This window comes from Neobacillus sp. DFD-2R (genome assembly GCF_057747865.1).
Map to the genome: position 1 here is coordinate 5,345,719 of NZ_CM173228.1, position 18,110 is coordinate 5,363,828.

At 40.2% G+C, this 18,110-nt stretch carries 19 protein-coding genes and 2 other annotated features; all 19 genes read right to left on the bottom strand.

The window, feature by feature from the left end:
- Nucleotides 1–95: 95 nt before the first annotated feature.
- Nucleotides 96–239 (bottom strand) — a sequence feature (ribosomal protein L10 leader region).
- Nucleotides 240–290: 51 nt separating this feature from the next.
- Nucleotides 291–989, bottom strand: a complete 699-nt coding sequence (gene rplA, locus AC3ANV_RS26875; RefSeq protein WP_488311577.1) for a 50S ribosomal protein L1 — start codon at nt 987–989, stop codon at nt 291–293.
- 234 nt (nt 990–1,223) lie between these two features.
- On the bottom strand, nt 1,224–1,649 hold the full coding sequence (gene rplK / locus AC3ANV_RS26880) for a 50S ribosomal protein L11 (RefSeq protein ID WP_192654866.1): 426 nt from the start codon (nt 1,647–1,649) through the stop codon (nt 1,224–1,226).
- Between the two features lie 172 nt (nt 1,650–1,821).
- Nucleotides 1,822–2,355 (bottom strand): transcription termination/antitermination protein NusG, encoded by a 534-nt coding sequence (gene nusG / locus AC3ANV_RS26885; protein WP_488311578.1) that lies wholly within the window; start codon nt 2,353–2,355, stop codon nt 1,822–1,824.
- A 160-nt stretch (nt 2,356–2,515) separates the two neighbouring features.
- Entirely contained in the window at nt 2,516–2,698 is a 183-nt protein-coding gene (gene secE / locus AC3ANV_RS26890) for a preprotein translocase subunit SecE (RefSeq protein WP_488311579.1), read from the bottom strand.
- Nucleotides 2,699–2,745: 47 nt separating this feature from the next.
- Nucleotides 2,746–2,892 (bottom strand): 50S ribosomal protein L33, encoded by a 147-nt coding sequence (gene rpmG / locus AC3ANV_RS26895; protein ID WP_488311580.1) that lies wholly within the window; start codon nt 2,890–2,892, stop codon nt 2,746–2,748.
- A gap of 110 nt (nt 2,893–3,002) precedes the next feature.
- Entirely contained in the window at nt 3,003–3,635 is a 633-nt protein-coding gene (gene sigH, locus AC3ANV_RS26900; RefSeq protein ID WP_488314347.1) for an RNA polymerase sporulation sigma factor SigH, read from the bottom strand.
- An 87-nt stretch (nt 3,636–3,722) separates the two neighbouring features.
- Nucleotides 3,723–4,232, bottom strand: coding sequence for an NYN domain-containing protein (locus tag AC3ANV_RS26905; RefSeq protein WP_488311581.1), 510 nt, complete (start codon nt 4,230–4,232; stop codon nt 3,723–3,725).
- A 3-nt stretch (nt 4,233–4,235) separates the two neighbouring features.
- Complete coding sequence (gene rlmB, locus AC3ANV_RS26910; RefSeq protein ID WP_488311582.1) at nt 4,236–4,982, bottom strand: 23S rRNA (guanosine(2251)-2'-O)-methyltransferase RlmB; 747 nt, start codon at nt 4,980–4,982, stop codon at nt 4,236–4,238.
- On the bottom strand, nt 4,979–5,404 hold the full coding sequence (locus AC3ANV_RS26915; RefSeq protein ID WP_488311583.1) for a Mini-ribonuclease 3: 426 nt from the start codon (nt 5,402–5,404) through the stop codon (nt 4,979–4,981). The genes rlmB and AC3ANV_RS26915 overlap by 4 nt, the downstream gene beginning before the upstream one ends.
- Nucleotides 5,405–5,408: 4 nt before the next feature.
- Nucleotides 5,409–6,806, bottom strand: coding sequence for a cysteine--tRNA ligase (cysS, locus tag AC3ANV_RS26920; protein ID WP_488311584.1), 1,398 nt, complete (start codon nt 6,804–6,806; stop codon nt 5,409–5,411).
- Nucleotides 6,787–7,455: a serine O-acetyltransferase gene (gene cysE, locus AC3ANV_RS26925; RefSeq protein WP_488311585.1), complete on the bottom strand. Its 669-nt coding sequence runs from the start codon at nt 7,453–7,455 to the stop codon at nt 6,787–6,789. The genes cysS and cysE overlap by 20 nt, the downstream gene beginning before the upstream one ends.
- Before the next feature lie 144 nt (nt 7,456–7,599).
- Nucleotides 7,600–7,913, bottom strand: a binding site (T-box leader).
- Nucleotides 7,914–7,960: 47 nt separating this feature from the next.
- Nucleotides 7,961–9,418 (bottom strand): glutamate--tRNA ligase, encoded by a 1,458-nt coding sequence (gene gltX / locus AC3ANV_RS26930; RefSeq protein ID WP_488311586.1) that lies wholly within the window; start codon nt 9,416–9,418, stop codon nt 7,961–7,963.
- 74 nt (nt 9,419–9,492) lie between these two features.
- Nucleotides 9,493–9,975, bottom strand: coding sequence for a 2-C-methyl-D-erythritol 2,4-cyclodiphosphate synthase (gene ispF, locus AC3ANV_RS26935; protein WP_488311587.1), 483 nt, complete (start codon nt 9,973–9,975; stop codon nt 9,493–9,495).
- A gap of 14 nt (nt 9,976–9,989) precedes the next feature.
- Nucleotides 9,990–10,673: a 2-C-methyl-D-erythritol 4-phosphate cytidylyltransferase gene (gene ispD, locus AC3ANV_RS26940; protein WP_488311588.1), complete on the bottom strand. Its 684-nt coding sequence runs from the start codon at nt 10,671–10,673 to the stop codon at nt 9,990–9,992.
- Nucleotides 10,674–10,692: 19 nt separating this feature from the next.
- Complete coding sequence (locus AC3ANV_RS26945) at nt 10,693–11,781, bottom strand: PIN/TRAM domain-containing protein (protein ID WP_488311589.1); 1,089 nt, start codon at nt 11,779–11,781, stop codon at nt 10,693–10,695.
- Nucleotides 11,782–11,997: 216 nt separating this feature from the next.
- The gene (disA, locus tag AC3ANV_RS26950) at nt 11,998–13,071 is read right to left on the bottom strand and encodes a DNA integrity scanning diadenylate cyclase DisA (RefSeq protein ID WP_488311590.1); all 1,074 of its coding nucleotides are present in this window, start codon (nt 13,069–13,071) and stop codon (nt 11,998–12,000) included.
- Nucleotides 13,072–13,074: 3 nt separating this feature from the next.
- Nucleotides 13,075–14,457 (bottom strand): DNA repair protein RadA, encoded by a 1,383-nt coding sequence (gene radA / locus AC3ANV_RS26955; protein WP_488311591.1) that lies wholly within the window; start codon nt 14,455–14,457, stop codon nt 13,075–13,077.
- 124 nt (nt 14,458–14,581) lie between these two features.
- On the bottom strand, nt 14,582–17,023 hold the full coding sequence (gene clpC, locus AC3ANV_RS26960; protein ID WP_488311592.1) for an ATP-dependent protease ATP-binding subunit ClpC: 2,442 nt from the start codon (nt 17,021–17,023) through the stop codon (nt 14,582–14,584).
- Between the two features lie 24 nt (nt 17,024–17,047).
- Complete coding sequence (gene mcsB / locus AC3ANV_RS26965; RefSeq protein WP_488311593.1) at nt 17,048–18,109, bottom strand: protein-arginine kinase McsB; 1,062 nt, start codon at nt 18,107–18,109, stop codon at nt 17,048–17,050.
- Nucleotide 18,110: the final 1 nt, after the last annotated feature.

An 18,110-nucleotide genomic window follows, 5' to 3' on the forward strand; every position in this document is an offset into this window, starting at 1 on the left:
ACCAGGTAAAGCAGACTAGCTTACTGACAAGCTGTTAGGCGAAGTCAAAGGCTTAGTCGTACTTATGCGTTCAAAATTTACAGAGTAAATTTTGATTAGCCAAGTAAAAACCTCCATATCCGACACAGACATGGAGGCAGCATACAATAGCTAAATTTTTAGCCAATTCTATCGCATTACCTCGGCAGGACATTAAGCCATTTGGCACCTGCTGTCTACAGTACAAATGTTTATTATTTTAAACAACAAAACATATTATATAAAACATGTTATCGTTTGTCAACAAAAAATTATTTTACTGCAACGGATGAAGGATCTACTTTCACACCAGGTCCCATTGTTGAAGTAACAGTTACGTTCTTCATGTAAGTACCTTTTGCAGCAGCAGGCTTAACTTTTAGCATAGTTTCAAAAATTGTGTTGAAGTTTTCAACAAGCTTTTCGTTTTCAAAAGATGATTTACCGATTGGAACATGGATATTCCCAGCTTTGTCAACACGGTATTCAACTTTACCTGCTTTAATTTCGTTAATAGCTCTAGTTACATCAAATGTAACTGTACCTGTTTTAGGGTTTGGCATTAATCCTTTAGGTCCTAATACACGACCAAGTTTACCAACTTCACCCATCATATCAGGAGTTGCCACGATTACATCAAATTCAAACCAACCTTGTTGAATTTTGTTGATGTACTCAGCATCACCTACATAATCAGCACCGGCTGCTTCTGCTTCTTTCACTTTTTCACCCTTCGCGAATACTAGAACGCGTTGAGTTTTACCAGTACCGTTTGGAAGTACAACAGCACCACGGATTTGTTGGTCAGCTTTTTTAGGGTCAACGCCTAAACGGAACGCCACTTCTAAAGTTGCGTCAAATTTCGCGAAGTTTGTTTGCTTCGCAAGGTCAATTGCTTCAGCAATTGGGTAAGCTTTTGTACGATCTACAAGCTTTACAGCTTCTAAATACTTTTTACCTTTTTTAGCCATTTTCTTTTTCCTCCTAGATTGTGGTTTTAGCGAATTATTCTCCCACTCGAAAAGCGGAGGCGCCTCGTTCAGCCCCGACAGCTGCTTGCGGTCTTGCCATTGAAGTCGTTCTTTGACTTCACCGGCAGGACAGAAGCGACCTCGAGGGGCTAGGCGCCGCAGCTAGACAAAACAAAGGTTGCGAGTGATAATTCAGCGTCGCAACCTCTCATTACTTTCAACAGTTTACATGGATTAATCTTCGATAACGATACCCATGCTGCGTGCAGTACCTTCAACCATGCGCATTGCTGCTTCAACACTAGCTGCGTTGAGGTCAGGCATTTTCTGTTCCGCAATCTCGCGCACTGTGTTACGCTTTACTGTTGCTACTTTATTACGGTTAGGCTGGCCTGAACCAGACTGGATTCCAGCTGCTACTTTCAAAAGAACGGCAGCAGGAGGAGTTTTCGTAATAAATGTAAATGAACGGTCTTCAAATACCGTGATTTCAACAGGAATGATCAAACCAGCTTGATCAGCTGTACGAGCGTTAAATTCTTTACAGAATCCCATGATATTAACACCGGCTTGACCAAGTGCTGGACCAACTGGCGGTGCAGGATTCGCTTTACCAGCAGGGATTTGTAATTTAACAACTTTAATTACTTTTTTAGCCACGAGACACACCTCCTTAAAGTCCGTGATGTGGTAATAGGGATAAACCCTCCCACTCAGGCATCTGTCTTTATATAAAGATAAAGAACTTGACATAAGTCTTGTCTCAGGACTTGAGACATACTGACCTATGAAATATTATCACTTTTTGAACTTGATTTCAAGTTTTTTTACATTATAATTTCTCGATTTGTGTAAAATCCAATTCTACCGGGGTGTCACGGCCGAACATATTGACAAGAACTTTAAGCTTCGATTTCATTTTATCCATCTCTTCGATGGATCCGGTAAAGTTAGCAAATGGACCTTCTTTCACCCGAACAGTTTCGCCAATTTCATAATTAACATCGACTCGTTTTTCATCTACGCCCATACGCTTCAGTAATCCGGTCACCTCTTCCGGCAACAATGGAGTCGGCTTTGAACCTGAACCGGCAGAACCGACGAATCCGGTTACACCTGGTGTATTCCTCACGACATACCAGGAGTCATCCGTCATTACAATTTCAACTAACACATACCCTGGGAAAACCTTTCGTTTTACAACTTTTTTCTTACCATTTTTAATTTCTGTTTCTTCTTCTTCCGGAACAACGACGCGGAAAATTTTATCCGACATTCCCATTGATTCAACACGTTTTTCTAAATTCGCTTTAACTTTATTTTCATAACCCGAGTAAGTATGAACAACATACCAATTCTTTTCCATTTAAGAGGACTTGAGCGTCCGTCCCTCCCTGCATTTTAATCGGAAATTCATTTATAAACATGACCTAAGTCATTTTTTAATCCAAATGAAAAAACCCGTTAAACGGGCTTTACATAAAATTTCCTGTATTATTCACCATTATACCATGAAACATAGTTTATTATTCAAGAATTAAACGAATCAATTTTGAAAGCCCAAAATCGATTACTTCAAAAAAAAGAGCAAAGAAAACAACAGTCGATAAAACGGTAATCGTATAACGGGTTAATTCACCGCGTTTCGGCCAGCTTACCTTTCTCATTTCACGGAAAACATCACTGAAGAACTTCTTTATGCGCTGCATTCTGTAACCCCCAACTATATGAATAACACTGCTAGAATCTAGTAAAATTATTTTGTTTCACGGTGGTTTGTATGAGAACCGCATGTTTTACAAAACTTTTTCAATTCTAATCTATCTGTTTGTGTTTGCTTGCCGATTGTCGAATAATTTCGTGATCCGCATTCCACACAAGCTAGGACAATTTTTTTACTCATTGTTTACACCTTCAAAAAACCAGCTTTTTTATCCTAAAAATGTAACACGCACCCAAATTATTGTCAATAACCACTGAGAGCGTATTCATATAATAGACAATAATGTCGAGTTACAAGGAGAACTCTCGAACCTCCAAATATCTCTCCAGTTTCCTCTTTACACGTTGCAGGGCATTGTCAATAGATTTAACATGACGATTTAGTTCCTCAGAAATTTCCTGGTATGACTGTCCGTCTAAGTAAAGGGTTAAAACCTTCCTTTCCAAATCACTCAATAACTCAGTCATTTTCACTTCTATATGATCAAATTCTTCCTGATTGATAATTAGCTCCTCAGGGTCAAGAACCTTGGCACCTGATAAAACATCCATCAATGTCCGGTCTGATTCTTCATCATAAATAGGCTTGTCCAATGAAACATAGGAATTTAAGGGAATATGTTTTTGCCTTGTAGCAGTTTTAATCGCCGTGATAATTTGACGGGTTATACATAACTCAGCAAACGCCTTGAAGGATGTGAGCTTATCCTCCCGAAAGTCACGAATCGCCTTATAAAGACCAATCATGCCTTCTTGGACAATGTCTTCTTTATCTGCTCCGATTAAAAAATAGGATCTTGCTTTTGCGCGTACAAAATTTCGATATTTGTGAATTAAAAAATCCAATGCCTCCGTATCACCCTGGTGCACTAAATCAACGATTTCTTCGTCTTCCATTACACAAAATTGTTCGTTGATTTTCATCCCGAAGTCTGTACTCAATGTAGATCCCCTCCACCGAACAAGCATAGATAATACCAGTATACATCAGACATTTTTTATTCTCAATGCTCATTTTTCTCCTCTGCGCCATTTTTCAAAAATTTCTGCCACTTCATTACTAATCGGTATCTTGGATACCGGTTTTTTTTCTTGGATATTCTTTACCTTTTTTTCAATTACTTTTTCAATCTTAGACATTTCAAGAAGCAGCTCACGAGCGGATATTCTTAAGGCTCCTTGGCCAAAAATTGCCCATTGCTCCGTAAAATCGGAGGTTGCCACATGAATTTGCGTTTTCCGATTGTTTAAACTAATAGCCATTTTTTCAATCCGCTCATCAGCTGTTTCGTTTTCCTTTGTGAAAATTACGTCAACTTTATGATTTTTATACCGTTTCTCGGTCCCTTGAACAAAATGTGCATCAAATACAACAATGACATGGAAACCGGAATATGCTTGGAGTTCTGCCATCCTTTCCACTAAACGGTCCCGTGCGGCTGGCAAATCACGGTCCTTTAATGCCCTGAGCTCCGGCCAGGCACCGATAATGTTATATCCGTCAACAAGCAGGATATCCATAAATTATCCCTCAAGAGGATGACGTTTACGATAAACCTCATACATCAGGAGTGCTGCTGCAACAGATGCATTCAACGAGGTTACTTTTCCTGACATTGGTAAATGAATAAGAAAATCGCATTTATCTCTAACAAGTCTGCCCATTCCTTTTCCTTCACTGCCTATGACAAGTCCAAGGGGGAGTGTCCCGTCAAACACGCGGTAATCTTCTTTTCCTTTAGCATCTGTTCCTGCAATCCACACGCCGCGTTCCTTTAATTCATCAATCGTCCTTGCCATATTCGTAATTCGAACAACCGGAATATATTCAATAGCTCCTGTCGACGCTTTGGCCACCGTTGCAGTTAAACCTACCGCCCGGCGTTTTGGAATAATAATTCCATGCGCACCGACAGCATCCGCAGTCCTCATAATGGAACCTAGGTTATGGGGATCCTCAATTTCATCCAACAGCAGAAAGAAAGGAGGTTCATTTTTCTTTGCCGCTGCTTCAAATAAATCATCAAGTTCCGCATATTGGTATGCCGCAACATAAGCGAGAACACCTTGATGATTTTGATCCGTGATTTGATCGATTTTTTTCTTAGGCACAAATTGAACGATCACATTTGCTTCTTTTGCCAGCTGGGTGATTTGCTGCATTTGACCGCGCTGCGACCCTTCAGCAATAAGGATTTTATTAATATCTCTTTCTGATTTCAGTGCTTCAATTACCGGGTTTTTTCCAATGATGTATTCTTCCTGATTCATCCTACCGTTCCTCCTTTCTCTTCTTCAACATACAAAAATGCCTTACGGATGAGTTCTTCAAGCCGGTCTACTTTCCCGGTTAAATACAGATAACCCATTAATGCTTCAAATGCGGTACTATAACGATATGTCTGAACATCCGTGTTTTTGGGCACCGTTCCTGATTTTGCATTTCGGCCGCGCATTACAACTGCTATTTCATGATCAGAGAGAAGTTTATCATCCATCATTTGAAATAATATTTGACATTGCGCTTTTGCAGAAACGTATTTCGTTCCTGCACGATGTAAGTGGTGCGGCTTCACTTTCCCGCTTTGCAGGAGATGGCGCCTTACATAGATTTCAAAGACAGCATCACCCATATAGGCAAGAGCAAGGCTATTTAATTGGTTTGCATCCACTTTATTTTGATAATCAAGCATTAAATTAGCCTCTTTTCCATCTTGTCCCTTGTGCGGTATCCTCTAAAATAATATTCATTTCCTTTAATTGATCCCTAATTTGATCTGATAATTGAAAGTTCCGGTCTTTCCTTGCTTGTATCCGTTTTTCAATAAGGGCATCAATTTCTTCATCTAACATTTCCTCTTTCTCTATCGTTAGACCTAAAACATGAAATAATTGTTCAAATTCCTGTAAGAAAGTATTGATTACATCGGCAGCTGTATTTTTTTCCAATAGATAATAATTCGCTAATTTTGAAAGGTCAAATAGGATAGAAATAGCTTTTGCAGTATTAAAATCATCATCCATATCCTTGATAAATTGTTGACGAAGCTCAGATATTTTATCTAGCCACTCTTGATTATTATCGGTTAAATCTGTGCTTGCCAATGCCCGGTGTTTTAAATTTTGATAAGAGGTCATTAGTCTTTCAAATGCCGCTTTTGTACTTTCTAATAATTCCTCACTGTAATTAATCGGATTGCGGTAATGAACAGATAACATAAAGAATCTTAATACTTGCGGATTATGTTTTTTAATGATGTCATGGACTAAGACAAAATTACCGAGAGACTTGGACATTTTCTCGTTATCAATGTTTATATAGCCGTTGTGCATCCAGTAGTTTGCAAATGTCTTCCCGGAAAGTGCTTCCGATTGGGCAATTTCATTCTCATGGTGCGGGAACGTCAAATCTTGCCCGCCTGCATGAATATCAATGGTTTCACCAAGATATTTTTTCGCCATTGCCGAGCATTCAATATGCCAGCCTGGTCTTCCAATCCCCCATGGGCTCTCCCAGAAGATTTCTCCTTCTTTCGCGGCCTTCCATAAAGCAAAGTCTAAATCATCCTGCTTCTTATCGCCTACTTCAATCCTGGCCCCTATCCGTAATTCATCAATCGATTGATGGGAAAGCTTCCCGTAATCATTGAATTTTCTGGTCCGGAAGTAAACATCCCCTTCTGATTCATACGCGTAACCTTTTTCAATCAGCCTGCTAATGAAATCGATGATGATATCCATATTTTCCATTACACGCGGATGAACAGTTGCCTTTTTGCAGCCGAGTGCGGAAACATCTTCAAAATAAGCATTGATGAAACGGTCAGCGATAGTAGGAACATCCTCCCCAAGCTGGTTTGCAGCACGAATCAATTTATCATCAACATCTGTAAAATTGGAAACGTATTGAACATCATAACCCCGATATTCAAAATACCGTCGTACCGTATCAAAGACAATAGCAGGACGAGCATTACCAATATGGATATAATTATAGACCGTAGGGCCGCAAACATACATTTTAACTTTTCCCTCTTCAAGGGGAACAAAAACTTCCTTTTTACGTGTAAGTGTATTATAAAGTTGAATGGCCATTTACTTTAATCCTTTCTTCACCTAATTCCTTAAGCTCCTGCTTAAGTTCATTTATTTCCATTTCCATTTCTCTTAAACGGTCGGCTATTGGATCCGGCAGGTCACAATGATTTAAATCCTTATTAATTCGTCTGCCATCCTGAATAACAACCCTTCCTGGTACACCGACAACTGTAGAATTAGGCGGAACTTCCTTTAAAACCACAGAGCCTGCACCAATTTTGGAATTTTCCCCAATTGTAATCGATCCAAGGACCTTTGCTCCCGTTGCAATTAAAGCATTATCTTTAATGGTCGGGTGGCGTTTTCCTTTTTCCTTACCGGTTCCCCCTAGGGTTACGCCTTGAAAAACTGTTACATTGTCTCCAATTTCACATGTTTCCCCAATTACAACGCCCATACCATGGTCGATAAAAAACCTCCTGCCTATTTTTGCCCCGGGATGAATTTCAATCCCCGTAAAAAATCGGCTCACCTGCGAAATTACCCGTGCAAGGAAATAAAATTTCCGCTTATAGAAGGCATGTGCAAAACGATGTGCCCAAATTGCATGTAAACCTGAATACGTTAGGATTACTTCCAAGTAACTTCTTGCTGCAGGATCTTGTTCAAAAACAACCTCAATATCTTCTTTCATTTTTTTGAACATCGCCGGTTTCCCCCTTATTAAGAAAAGCGCAGGGCGTCCGTTTAGCGACGTACACTAGTCGCTGGGCGCCCGGAGCCAGACAGTTATTTAAGTTCAAAATATTTTTCTTTTTTTCTTATAAACAAAAAGCGCCCCTGTCATATTGACAGAGACGCTTGGGCGCGGTTCCACTCTGATTTAGACCGAAAAGCTTAATTCTACCGGAGTAGCTCATTTCCTAATGGAAATCCGGCAGATGCCGCTTACTACCTCAAGGGGTCTTTGGCATTAAAGCTAAATATTGGTCTCACTCTACCTGTTAACGGAAAGGTTCCGCCCATGTCTACTTGGATTTGAATCGTTTCGAAATGGGGCTCAGAGGCGCATTTCAAAAAACGAGAGGCTTAAACCACTTTCAGCCGATGATGGTTTTCTCTTTAAAGCATCATTCTTTTACTTTTCCTCTTCAACACTTTATTGCATATAAAATTACTTTCTTTTACTATATTATATTTTTGCTCCAATGTTAACTGATAATTTTATTTATTCTCATTTGAACTTTTGTTTTTCCTAAAAGTTCGATTGCTTGAGGAAGGTCAGGCCCGTGAGTTTGCCCTGTTACAGCAGCACGAATTGGCATAAAGAGATTTTTCCCTTTTTGACCGGTTGATTTTTGGACAGCTTTCATTGCCGCCTTAATTTCTTCTGCATGGAAGTTTTGCAGTTGATCAAGTTCTTGTGTAAATGCTTTTAACACTTCGGGAACCTGTTCTCCTGAAAGAATTTCTTTCGCTTCTTCTTCATATTCTGCGTCGTCCTTAAAGAACATATCCGTAAGCTCTACAATCTCAGCACCAAAGCTCATTTTTTCCTGAAAAAGAGCGATTAAGCTTTTTGTCCATTGCTTCTGTTCATCGGTCATGTCTGCGCTTAAACGTCCCGCTTTAATTAAGTGTGGTAAAGCAAGGTCAACAACCCTGTCAATTTCAACCTTTTTCATATATTGGTTGTTCATCCACATTAGTTTTTGCTTATCAAATAATGCGGGTGATTTTGATAGACGGCTTGCGTCGAAAATGGCAATAAACTCTTCTTTAGAGTAGATTTCCTCTTCACCTGCCGGCGACCAGCCAAGTAAGGTAATAAAGTTAAACAGTGCTTCCGGAAGATAGCCCAGCTCTTCGTATTGCTCAATGAACTGTATGATAGATTCATCCCGTTTACTTAATTTTTTACGGCTTTCATTTACAATTAAAGTCATATGGCCAAAAACAGGAGGCTCCCAGCCAAAAGCTTCATACACAAGTAACTGTTTCGGTGTGTTTGAAATATGGTCATCCCCGCGAAGTACGTGAGTGATGTTCATTAAATAATCATCAATGGTGACGGCAAAGTTATAGGTTGGCGTTCCGTCCTTTTTGATGATAACCCAGTCGCCCATTCCTTCGGATTCAAAGGAAACAACACCTTTAACCATATCATCAAATGTAAAGGTCCGTGCTTCCGGAACCAGGATGCGAATGCTTGGCTTACGGCCTTCGCTTTCAAATTGACTGCGTTCACTCGCTGATAAATGCCGGCATTTTCCGGAATAATGCGGTGTTTCGCCTCTTTCGGTCTGTGCTTCCCGCTCCGCTTCCAATTCCTCTTCCGTACAGTAACACTTATAAGCCTGGCCTGACTCCAGTAATTGAATATAATAGGTTTCATAAATGTCATTTCGTTCAGATTGTCGGTACGGCCCATATTCACCACCGACATCGACGCTTTCATCCCAATCAATTCCAAGCCATTTTAAATATTTTAATTGGCTTGCCTCTCCGCCTTCAATATTTCTCTTTTTATCGGTATCTTCAATACGGATAATAAATTTCCCGCCATTATTACGGGCATATAAATAATTAAATAACGCGGTGCGGGCATTTCCAATATGTAAATGTCCTGTTGGACTTGGTGCATATCTTACACGAACTTCGTTTGACATAACATAATGCCTCCATCTTTCCCAATTGGTATTCATCTGATTTATTTTAACATTATGGTATTCAGCAATAAAGACTAAACATTAACCTTTTTCAATAAAACAACAGCTTGGGAAGCAATTCCTTCTCCTCGGCCGGTAAAGCCCAATTGCTCTGTAGTAGTTGCTTTTACATTAATTTGTTCAGACGATGCTTCAAGTAATTCGGCAATTCTTTCTTTCATTTGTCCAATATAAGGTGCCATTTTCGGCCTTTGGGCAATAATCGTACAATCGGCATTAACGAGCTCATATCCTTTTTCTTTTACCAGCATCCATACATGTTCCATTAGGTTCGCAGAGTCAGCATCTTTAAAGTTAGGATCTGTATCAGGAAAATGCTTGCCAATATCCCCTTCACCAATCGCACCGAGGCAGGCATCTGCAACAGTATGCAACAAAACATCTGCATCTGAATGGCCTAAAAGACCTTTCTCATACGGAATCGTTATGCCGCCAATGATAAGCGGCCGCCCTTCTGTTAATTGATGGACATCAAAGCCCTGACCAATTCGAAACATATGCAAATCTCCTTTTATGATTCTCTCTTGTTTAAGATACTCTCAGCAAAAAATAAATCTTCCGGTGTGGTTAATTTAATATTATCGTAATCCCCTTCTACCATTGAAACGGGATAGGAGATTCGTTCAACTAAACTGGAATCATCGGTCCCAATAAAGTGATCCTCCTCAGCCTTTTTATAAGCATGAAGCAGGATTGAAATACGAAAAGCTTGTGGGGTTTGAACAGCCCACAAGCTAGATCGTTCGACAGTTTCCACAACCGCATTATCCCGTACCTTTTTCATGGTGTCTTTCGCCGGGACTCCAATAATTGCTGCACCGGTTTTCTCCGCAGTTTCTGTTAACCGGCAGATCAGGTGCTTTTGGATAAATGGGCGTGCTGCATCATGCACTAGAATAATTCCCCCGGATTCTACCGTTTTCAATGCATTATAGATGCTATCCTGACGTTCTTTCCCACCAGGTACTAAATTTTTCACTTTCTTTATCTTATACTTCTTTAGTAGAACATGAAATGCAGCCTCATCCTGAGGGTGAATCGCTAAAATAATTCCATCACAGTTCTCATCATCCTCAAAAACCCTTAACGTATGAATCAGTACAGGTATTCCCTTAAGCTCTAACAAAAGCTTATTTTTCCCTGCTCCCATTCTTTTCCCTTGCCCGGCAGCAGGGATAATCACTTGATAAGACATATTCTAACCCCGCTAATCACTAAAGAGCTTTTTCCAATAATTTAGGTTTAGCAAAAATCATTCTTCCTGCTGATGTTTGCAGGACACTGGTTACAAGAACATCTATTCTTTTGCCAATGTATTCTCTTCCTTCTTCGACCACAATCATTGTTCCGTCATCTAAATAAGCAACACCTTGATGATACTCTTTTCCATCCTTGATTACTTGAACGGTTAATTCTTCCCCCGGAAGAACAACAGGCTTTACAGCATTTGCCAGGTCATTAATATTCAACACGGAAACATTCTGCAATTCACATACTTTGTTAAGATTAAAATCATTAGTTACAAGTATGCCGTTTGTAAGCTTAGCAAGTTTCACTAATTTACTATCAACCTCTTGGATTTCTTCAAAATCTCCCTCGTAAATCTCAACTTTTATTGCGAGTTCTTTCTGAATCCGATTTAAAATATCCAAGCCTCTTCGGCCGCGATTTCTTTTTAGAACATCAGAGGAATCCGCAATATGCTGCAGTTCCTCAAGCACGAATTGAGGAATGACAATCGTTCCTTCCAAGAATCCGGTTTGACATATATCAGCTACCCGACCATCAATAATAACGCTTGTATCTAATATTTTTAAAGGATGGTTAGGGGCTTTTTCATTCTCCTCATCCCCGGACTTTTTCTTCCCAATCCGGTTGGAAAAAAGATTTAAAAGCTCATCCCTTTTCTTAAATCCTACCTGAAAGCCAAGATAACCAAACAACAATGTCAGCAGAATAGGAGCGACAGCATTTAAGATAGGCACTTTAACAGCATTAAGAGCAAAACCGATTAAAAAGGCAACCAACAGTCCGAATATCAGACCAATACTGCCAAAAAGGACATCTGTAACAGGGACTTTAATAAGTGAGTCTTCAGCCCATTTAATAAATTCAATTACATAATCCACTGCCCAAAAAGTAAAAAGATAAAAAATAATAGCACCTAAAATAGCCGTGACATATGAGTTACCGACAATAGGAATGTCATTCATATTCATTACTTTTAACAAACCGGGTATTAGTAAAATTCCCAGTGTTCCTCCTGTTATGAGGAAGCATGCTTGAACGATTCGTTTTAACATTCCTTCACCTCCCCTACTCATTATAAACATATTCGCAAAATTGAAACCTGCGTTTGATGAATATTTTTCCAAATTGTAATCGTCCTGAAACATATTTGTTACCGGCGAAAATAGGATGAAGCTATTTTCTTCTCATAGGGTAGCATTGGAAAAAACAAGTGTCAAACATTAGGAATATCATATTTCAGCAACTAATTAATTTCCTTTTAAATACATTTACAGCTGGCGATCTGTGTACAAACGCTCTTTAATCAATTTAAAGCCCTCTTTGATTTTTTTCGCCCGAACTTCCCCTATTCCTTCCACTTCGTCAAGTTCTTCTACGGAAGCATAAATGATTTTTGATAGCTCTCCAAAACAGCCGATAAGGTTTTCAATAATAATCGTCGGAAGCCTCGGAATTTTGTTAAGAATCCGATAACCGCGTGGATTTTTACTTTCATCCAGATGAACATATCCAAGGTATCCGAGTAATTTTAATAAAACGGTATCCTCGATTGCTCCATTGCCGGAAATAGCTTGCATGCGCTGAAGAACCTCACGCGCCTTGATATCCCTTTCAAATGCATAATCTTTTATGATGAGTATCGTCTCTTCTTCCAAGTCTGTTAAAATTTCATTCATTTGCAGACGAATGAGACGGCCTTCCGTCCCGAGTTCATTTAAAAAGGCTAATAGTTCATTCTTTATCTTTAAAACCATTTCAAAGCGATGTAATACAAGTAAAAAATCGTTATATGTAACGGACTCCTCAAATTCTAAAATGCTCAAATTCACAATACTTTGCTCCAAAACAGACTTATATTTTTCAAGCGTCTGGATAGCTTGATTTGCTTTGGTTAAAATGACAGCAATGTCTTTAAGGGCATAGCGGAAATTTCCCTGATACAATGTAATCACATTTCTTCTTTGGGAAATGGCTATAACCAACGCCTTTGTTTGCTTTGCCACTCTTTCCGCTGTTCGATGGCGCATCCCGGTTTCTGAGGATGGAACTTCGTAGTCAGGAGCAAGCTGGGCATTCGCAAAAAGAATTTTATTTCCCAATTCATTTAGAATAATTGCTCCGTCCATCTTTGCCAACTCGTATAAAAAGCTTGGCGAAAAAGGACAATTAATTTGAAAGCCGCCGTCAACCAGACTTTTTACTTTTTCATTATACCCAACAACAATGAGCCCGCCGGTATTTGCTCGCAGTACATTATCAATTCCCTCACGAATAGGTGTACCTGGAGCAACAAACTGTAATACTTCACTTACGGTTTGCTCGCCCAGTTTTTTTATATCCATCAGCTATCCTCCCAACGCTGCTTTCAATGCTTCACTTACGGACGCAACGCCAATCAATTCGACCCCTTTCGGACCCTTCCAACCCCCTAAATTATTTGCAGGCAGGATGACTCGCTCAAACCCAAGTTTTGCCGCTTCCTGGACACGTTGTTCAATTCTTGAAACCCGTCTAACCTCCCCTGTCAAACCTACTTCACCGATAATGCAATCTGTTGGTTTTGTTGGTCGATCACGGAAGCTCGAGGCTATACTTACAGCAATCGCTAAGTCAATTGCCGGTTCATCTAATTTTACTCCTCCGGCCACTTTTAGATAGGCATCCTGGTTTTGCAAGAGCATCCCAACCCGCTTTTCCAATACAGCCATTAATAAAGGTACACGATTGTGGTCAATACCGGTTGCCATTCTCCTAGGATTCCCGAAACTGGTTGGAGAAATCAATGCTTGAATTTCAACGAGAACAGGACGAGTCCCCTCCATCGATGCAACCACTGTTGAACCTGCCGCACCCTGTGAGCGTTCCTCTAAAAATATTTCAGAAGGGTTTTCTACTTCATCAAGACCAAATTCTTTCATCTCGAAAATGCCCATTTCATTTGTGGAGCCGAAGCGGTTTTTTACCGCCCTTAATATCCGATACGTATGATGCCTTTCACCTTCAAAATATAAAACGGTATCCACCATATGCTCGAGCAACCTCGGTCCTGCAATTGAGCCTTCTTTCGTCACATGCCCCACAATAAAAATAGCAATTCCTTTTGTTTTACCGATTCTCATTAATTCTGAAGTACATTCACGAACCTGTGAAACACTTCCGGGAGCGGAAGTAACATCAGGATGAAAGATCGTTTGAATGGAATCAATGATGACAAAGCTTGGGCTTGTATTTTCTATTGTCCTGTTAATTTCCTCTAAATCAGTTTCGGAATAAACGAGAAGATTTTCAGAGGAAATCCCCAGTCGTTCAGCACGAAGCTTCGTTTGCCTTAAGGATTCTTCACCGGATATATATAAAACCTGATTTCCCTTTTGGGCCAGTTGTGAAGAGACCTGCAAAAGCAGAGTAGATTTCCCGATTCCCGGATCGCCGCCAATCAATACAAGTGAGCCTTTTACTACCCCGCCGCCGAGGACACGGTTTAGTTCATTCAAGTCAGTAAGAATTCTTGGTTCACTTACCATTTCAATCGAGGTAATCGGCATTGGTTTTGAAGCAATAGTTGAACTCCCTTGTGAATGAGCAAACGCTCCCCTTCTGTTTGCCCCGGTGATTTCAACTTCTTCCACCATCTTATTCCACTCACCGCAGCCCGGACATTTCCCCATCCATTTTGGAGATTCGTAGCCACACTCCGAGCACATGAATTTTGTTTTTCGTTTTGCCATAAAGATGTTTCTTTCCCTTCTTCTAAGCCTTAAATAAAAAAGAGGTACACGATTCGACTTTATTCACGTGTACCTCAGCTAGTTATCTTTCAAAGCAGGAAGTCTGTTTAAAGAATCTGAAAGGTTATTTAGTTAGGCTCGCTTTTTCTGCCGTTCTTACAATAAATTCACCATTATCTACATCAATTATAACATGCTGTCCTGTTAAGACCGTGCCTTTAAGAAGCTCTTCTGATAGACGGTCTTCGATATGTTTTTGAATCGCTCTTCGTAATGGTCTTGCACCATATTCAGGGTCATAACCTTCTTGAGAAATTTTCCCCTTGGCCGATTCAGTTAGCTCTAATGAAATATGTTGTTCTTTCAAGCGTTTTACTAACTGTTCAGACAATAGTGTAACAATTTCTTCAAGATGCTTTTTCTCCAGGGCATGGAAAACGATAATTTCATCAATTCGGTTCAAGAACTCAGGACGGAAGGCTTTCTTTAACTCTTCCATCACTTTTCCCTTCATGTCTTTGTAATCCTGCTGCCCATCCTGAATATTAAATCCAACATACTTATTTCGTTTTAGGGCCTCAGCACCAACGTTGGAGGTCATAATTAAGACCGTATTACGGAAATCCACCGTTCTGCCTTTTGAATCGGTTAAGCGCCCATCTTCAAGAACTTGTAATAAGATATTAAAAACATCAGGATGCGCCTTCTCAATTTCATCAAGCAAAATTACGGAATAAGGTTTTCTGCGGACTTTCTCCGTTAATTGGCCGCCTTCCTCATAGCCGACATATCCCGGAGGAGATCCGACCAAACGAGATGTAGAGTGTTTCTCCATGTATTCTGACATATCGATCCGAATCATGGCTTCCTCGTCACCAAACATTGCTTCAGCAAGTGCACGGGCCAATTCCGTTTTCCCAACCCCGGTTGGTCCAAGAAAAACAAATGAACCAATTGGACGCTTTGGATCTTTTAGTCCCGCCCTTGCACGGCGGACCGCTTTTGAAACAGCTATTACTGCTTCTTCCTGACCGATTACACGGGAATGCAAAATCTCTTCTAAATTTAGCAGCTTTGCTGTCTCTGTTTGGGCAAGCTTCGATACAGGTACTCCCGTCCAACTGGAAACAACATTGGCAATATCCTCAACAGTAACCTCGCAATTTTCTTTTCCTTGCTTTTCCTTCCAGGTTTTCTTCGTTTCTTCCAGCTGTTCACGCAGGCGTTGTTCAGTATCTCTTAATGAGGCAGCTTTTTCAAATTCCTGGCTCTGTACAGCAGCATCCTTTTCTTTCCGTACTTCTTCAAGCTTCACTTCTAATTCTTTTAAATTAGGAGGAGTTGTATAGGAACGAAGGCGAACCTTAGAACCTGCTTCATCAATTAAATCGATAGCTTTATCAGGTAGAAATCTGTCAGAAATGTATCGATCTGATAGTTTAACAGCTGCATCTATCGCTTCATCTGTAATCGATACACGATGATGTGCTTCATAACGATCGCGTAATCCCTTTAAAATTTGAACAGACTCTTCCGCCGTTGGCTCATCAACGCGAATTGGCTGGAAACGGCGTTCCAGTGCCGCATCTTTTTCAATATACTTCCGATATTCATCAAGAGTGGTTGCACCAATACACTGTAGCTCTCCGCGAGCCAGAGAAGGCTTCAAAATATTTGAAGCATCGATGGCACCTTCTGCTCCTCCGGCTCCGATTAAGGTATGAAGCTCATCAATGAATAGAATGATATTTCCTGCTTGACGAATCTCATCCATTACCTTTTTCAAACGGTCCTCAAATTCACCGCGATATTTTGTTCCGGCTACAACTGTCCCCATGTCAAGGGTCATTACTCGTTTATCTCTAAGAATCTCAGGTACTTCATTATTAACAATTTGTTGGGCAAGACCTTCCGCAATCGCTGTTTTACCAACCCCGGGTTCTCCAATTAAAACAGGGTTATTTTTTGTCCGGCGGCTTAAAACCTCAATAACACGTTGAATCTCTTTACTTCTTCCGATAACCGGGTCAAGACTTCCTTCTCTTGCAATTGCTGTTAGGTCTCTGGCAAGACTATCGAGTGTTGGAGTATTGGCACTGACCGATGCACCGCCCTGATGTCCGCCTGATTCGTTACTGCCTAATAATTGAAGCACTTGCTGGCGTGCCTTATTTAAGCTGACGCCAAGGTTATTGAGTACCCGTGCAGCAACACCTTCACCTTCACGGATTAAACCAAGGAGTATATGCTCTGTTCCAACATAAGAATGGCCTAATTTACGGGCTTCATCCATTGACAATTCAATAACTTTTTTAGCTCTTGGTGTATAATGAATGGTTTGGGAAGTTTCCTGCCCTTTACCGATTAAATTTTCAACTTCTTTTTGAATCTTATCTGAACCTAATCCAAGGCCATAAAGGGCCTTCGCAGCAATTCCTTCGCCTTCACGAACCAATCCCAATAAAATATGCTCTGTTCCAATATTATTATGACCTAGACGGATTGCTTCCTCTTGTGCTAAAGCTAAAACCTTTTGTGCTCTTTCAGTAAAACGACCGAACATCATATTCTCTTCCTCCTCACCATTTTCTTATTCCATTTTTAGTCGTTCTCTAATTAATGCAGCCCTTCTGATATCTCTTTCATTTGGCCTTAGCGGGCCGCCTGCATATTGCTGGAGAAAACCGGGCTGTGTCAGAATCATTAATTCATTTAATATATTTTTGGGCATATTGTTAATAAAGCCCATATCAATTCCAAGCTGAACATCAGATAGACATCTTGCTGCTTCTTTAGTTTCAATAATTCTGCTATTTGTTAATACTCCATATGATCGGTACACTCTGTCTTCTAATTGTATGTTAGAAGTTTTCCGTAATGCTTCACGTGAGGACCTTTCCTGTGAAATTAGCTGGCTAACAACTCCCTTCAGATCACGTCCAATATCCTCTTCCGATTTACCAAGGGTGATTTGGTTGGAAATTTGAAAGATATTACCTAAAGCTTCGCTGCCTTCCCCGTAAATTCCTCTAACAACCAGCCCTAATTGATTAATTGCGGGTATAATCCGATTAATTTGCTGTGTTAAAATCAATCCCGGCAAGTGCATCATAACGGAAGCCCGAAGACCTGTTCCTACATTCGTCGGACAGCTGGTAAGATAGCCGTATTTCTCATCAAATGCGTACTGTATATGATTTTCAAGCCAATCATCTATTTCATTGGCTGTATCCAATGCTTCCGATAATTGTAATCCGGGGAATAGGCATTGAATCCGTATATGGTCCTCTTCATTAATCATAATACTAACTTCTTCATTTTCAGTTACTAAGACAGCTCCATATGGAGAATCTTCAGCTAAATGGGGACTAATTAAATGTTTTTCAACTAATACCCTTTTCTGAAGTGGCTGCATTTCACCTATTTTCAATAATTCCATTTGCCCAAACTTTTTAAAACCAGAACGGCTTAAAATTTCTTCCATTGTTAAAATGATTTTTTTTGCTTCTTCATGCGTAAAGAGTGTTGGAAATTTATAGTCCTCAAAGTTTCGGGCTAAACGGATTCGGGAACTTAGGACAATATCTGAATCAGGTCCTTCTGCGCTCATCCATGAGCTGACAGCTTGATTAAGAAAACGTTCAAGCGACACG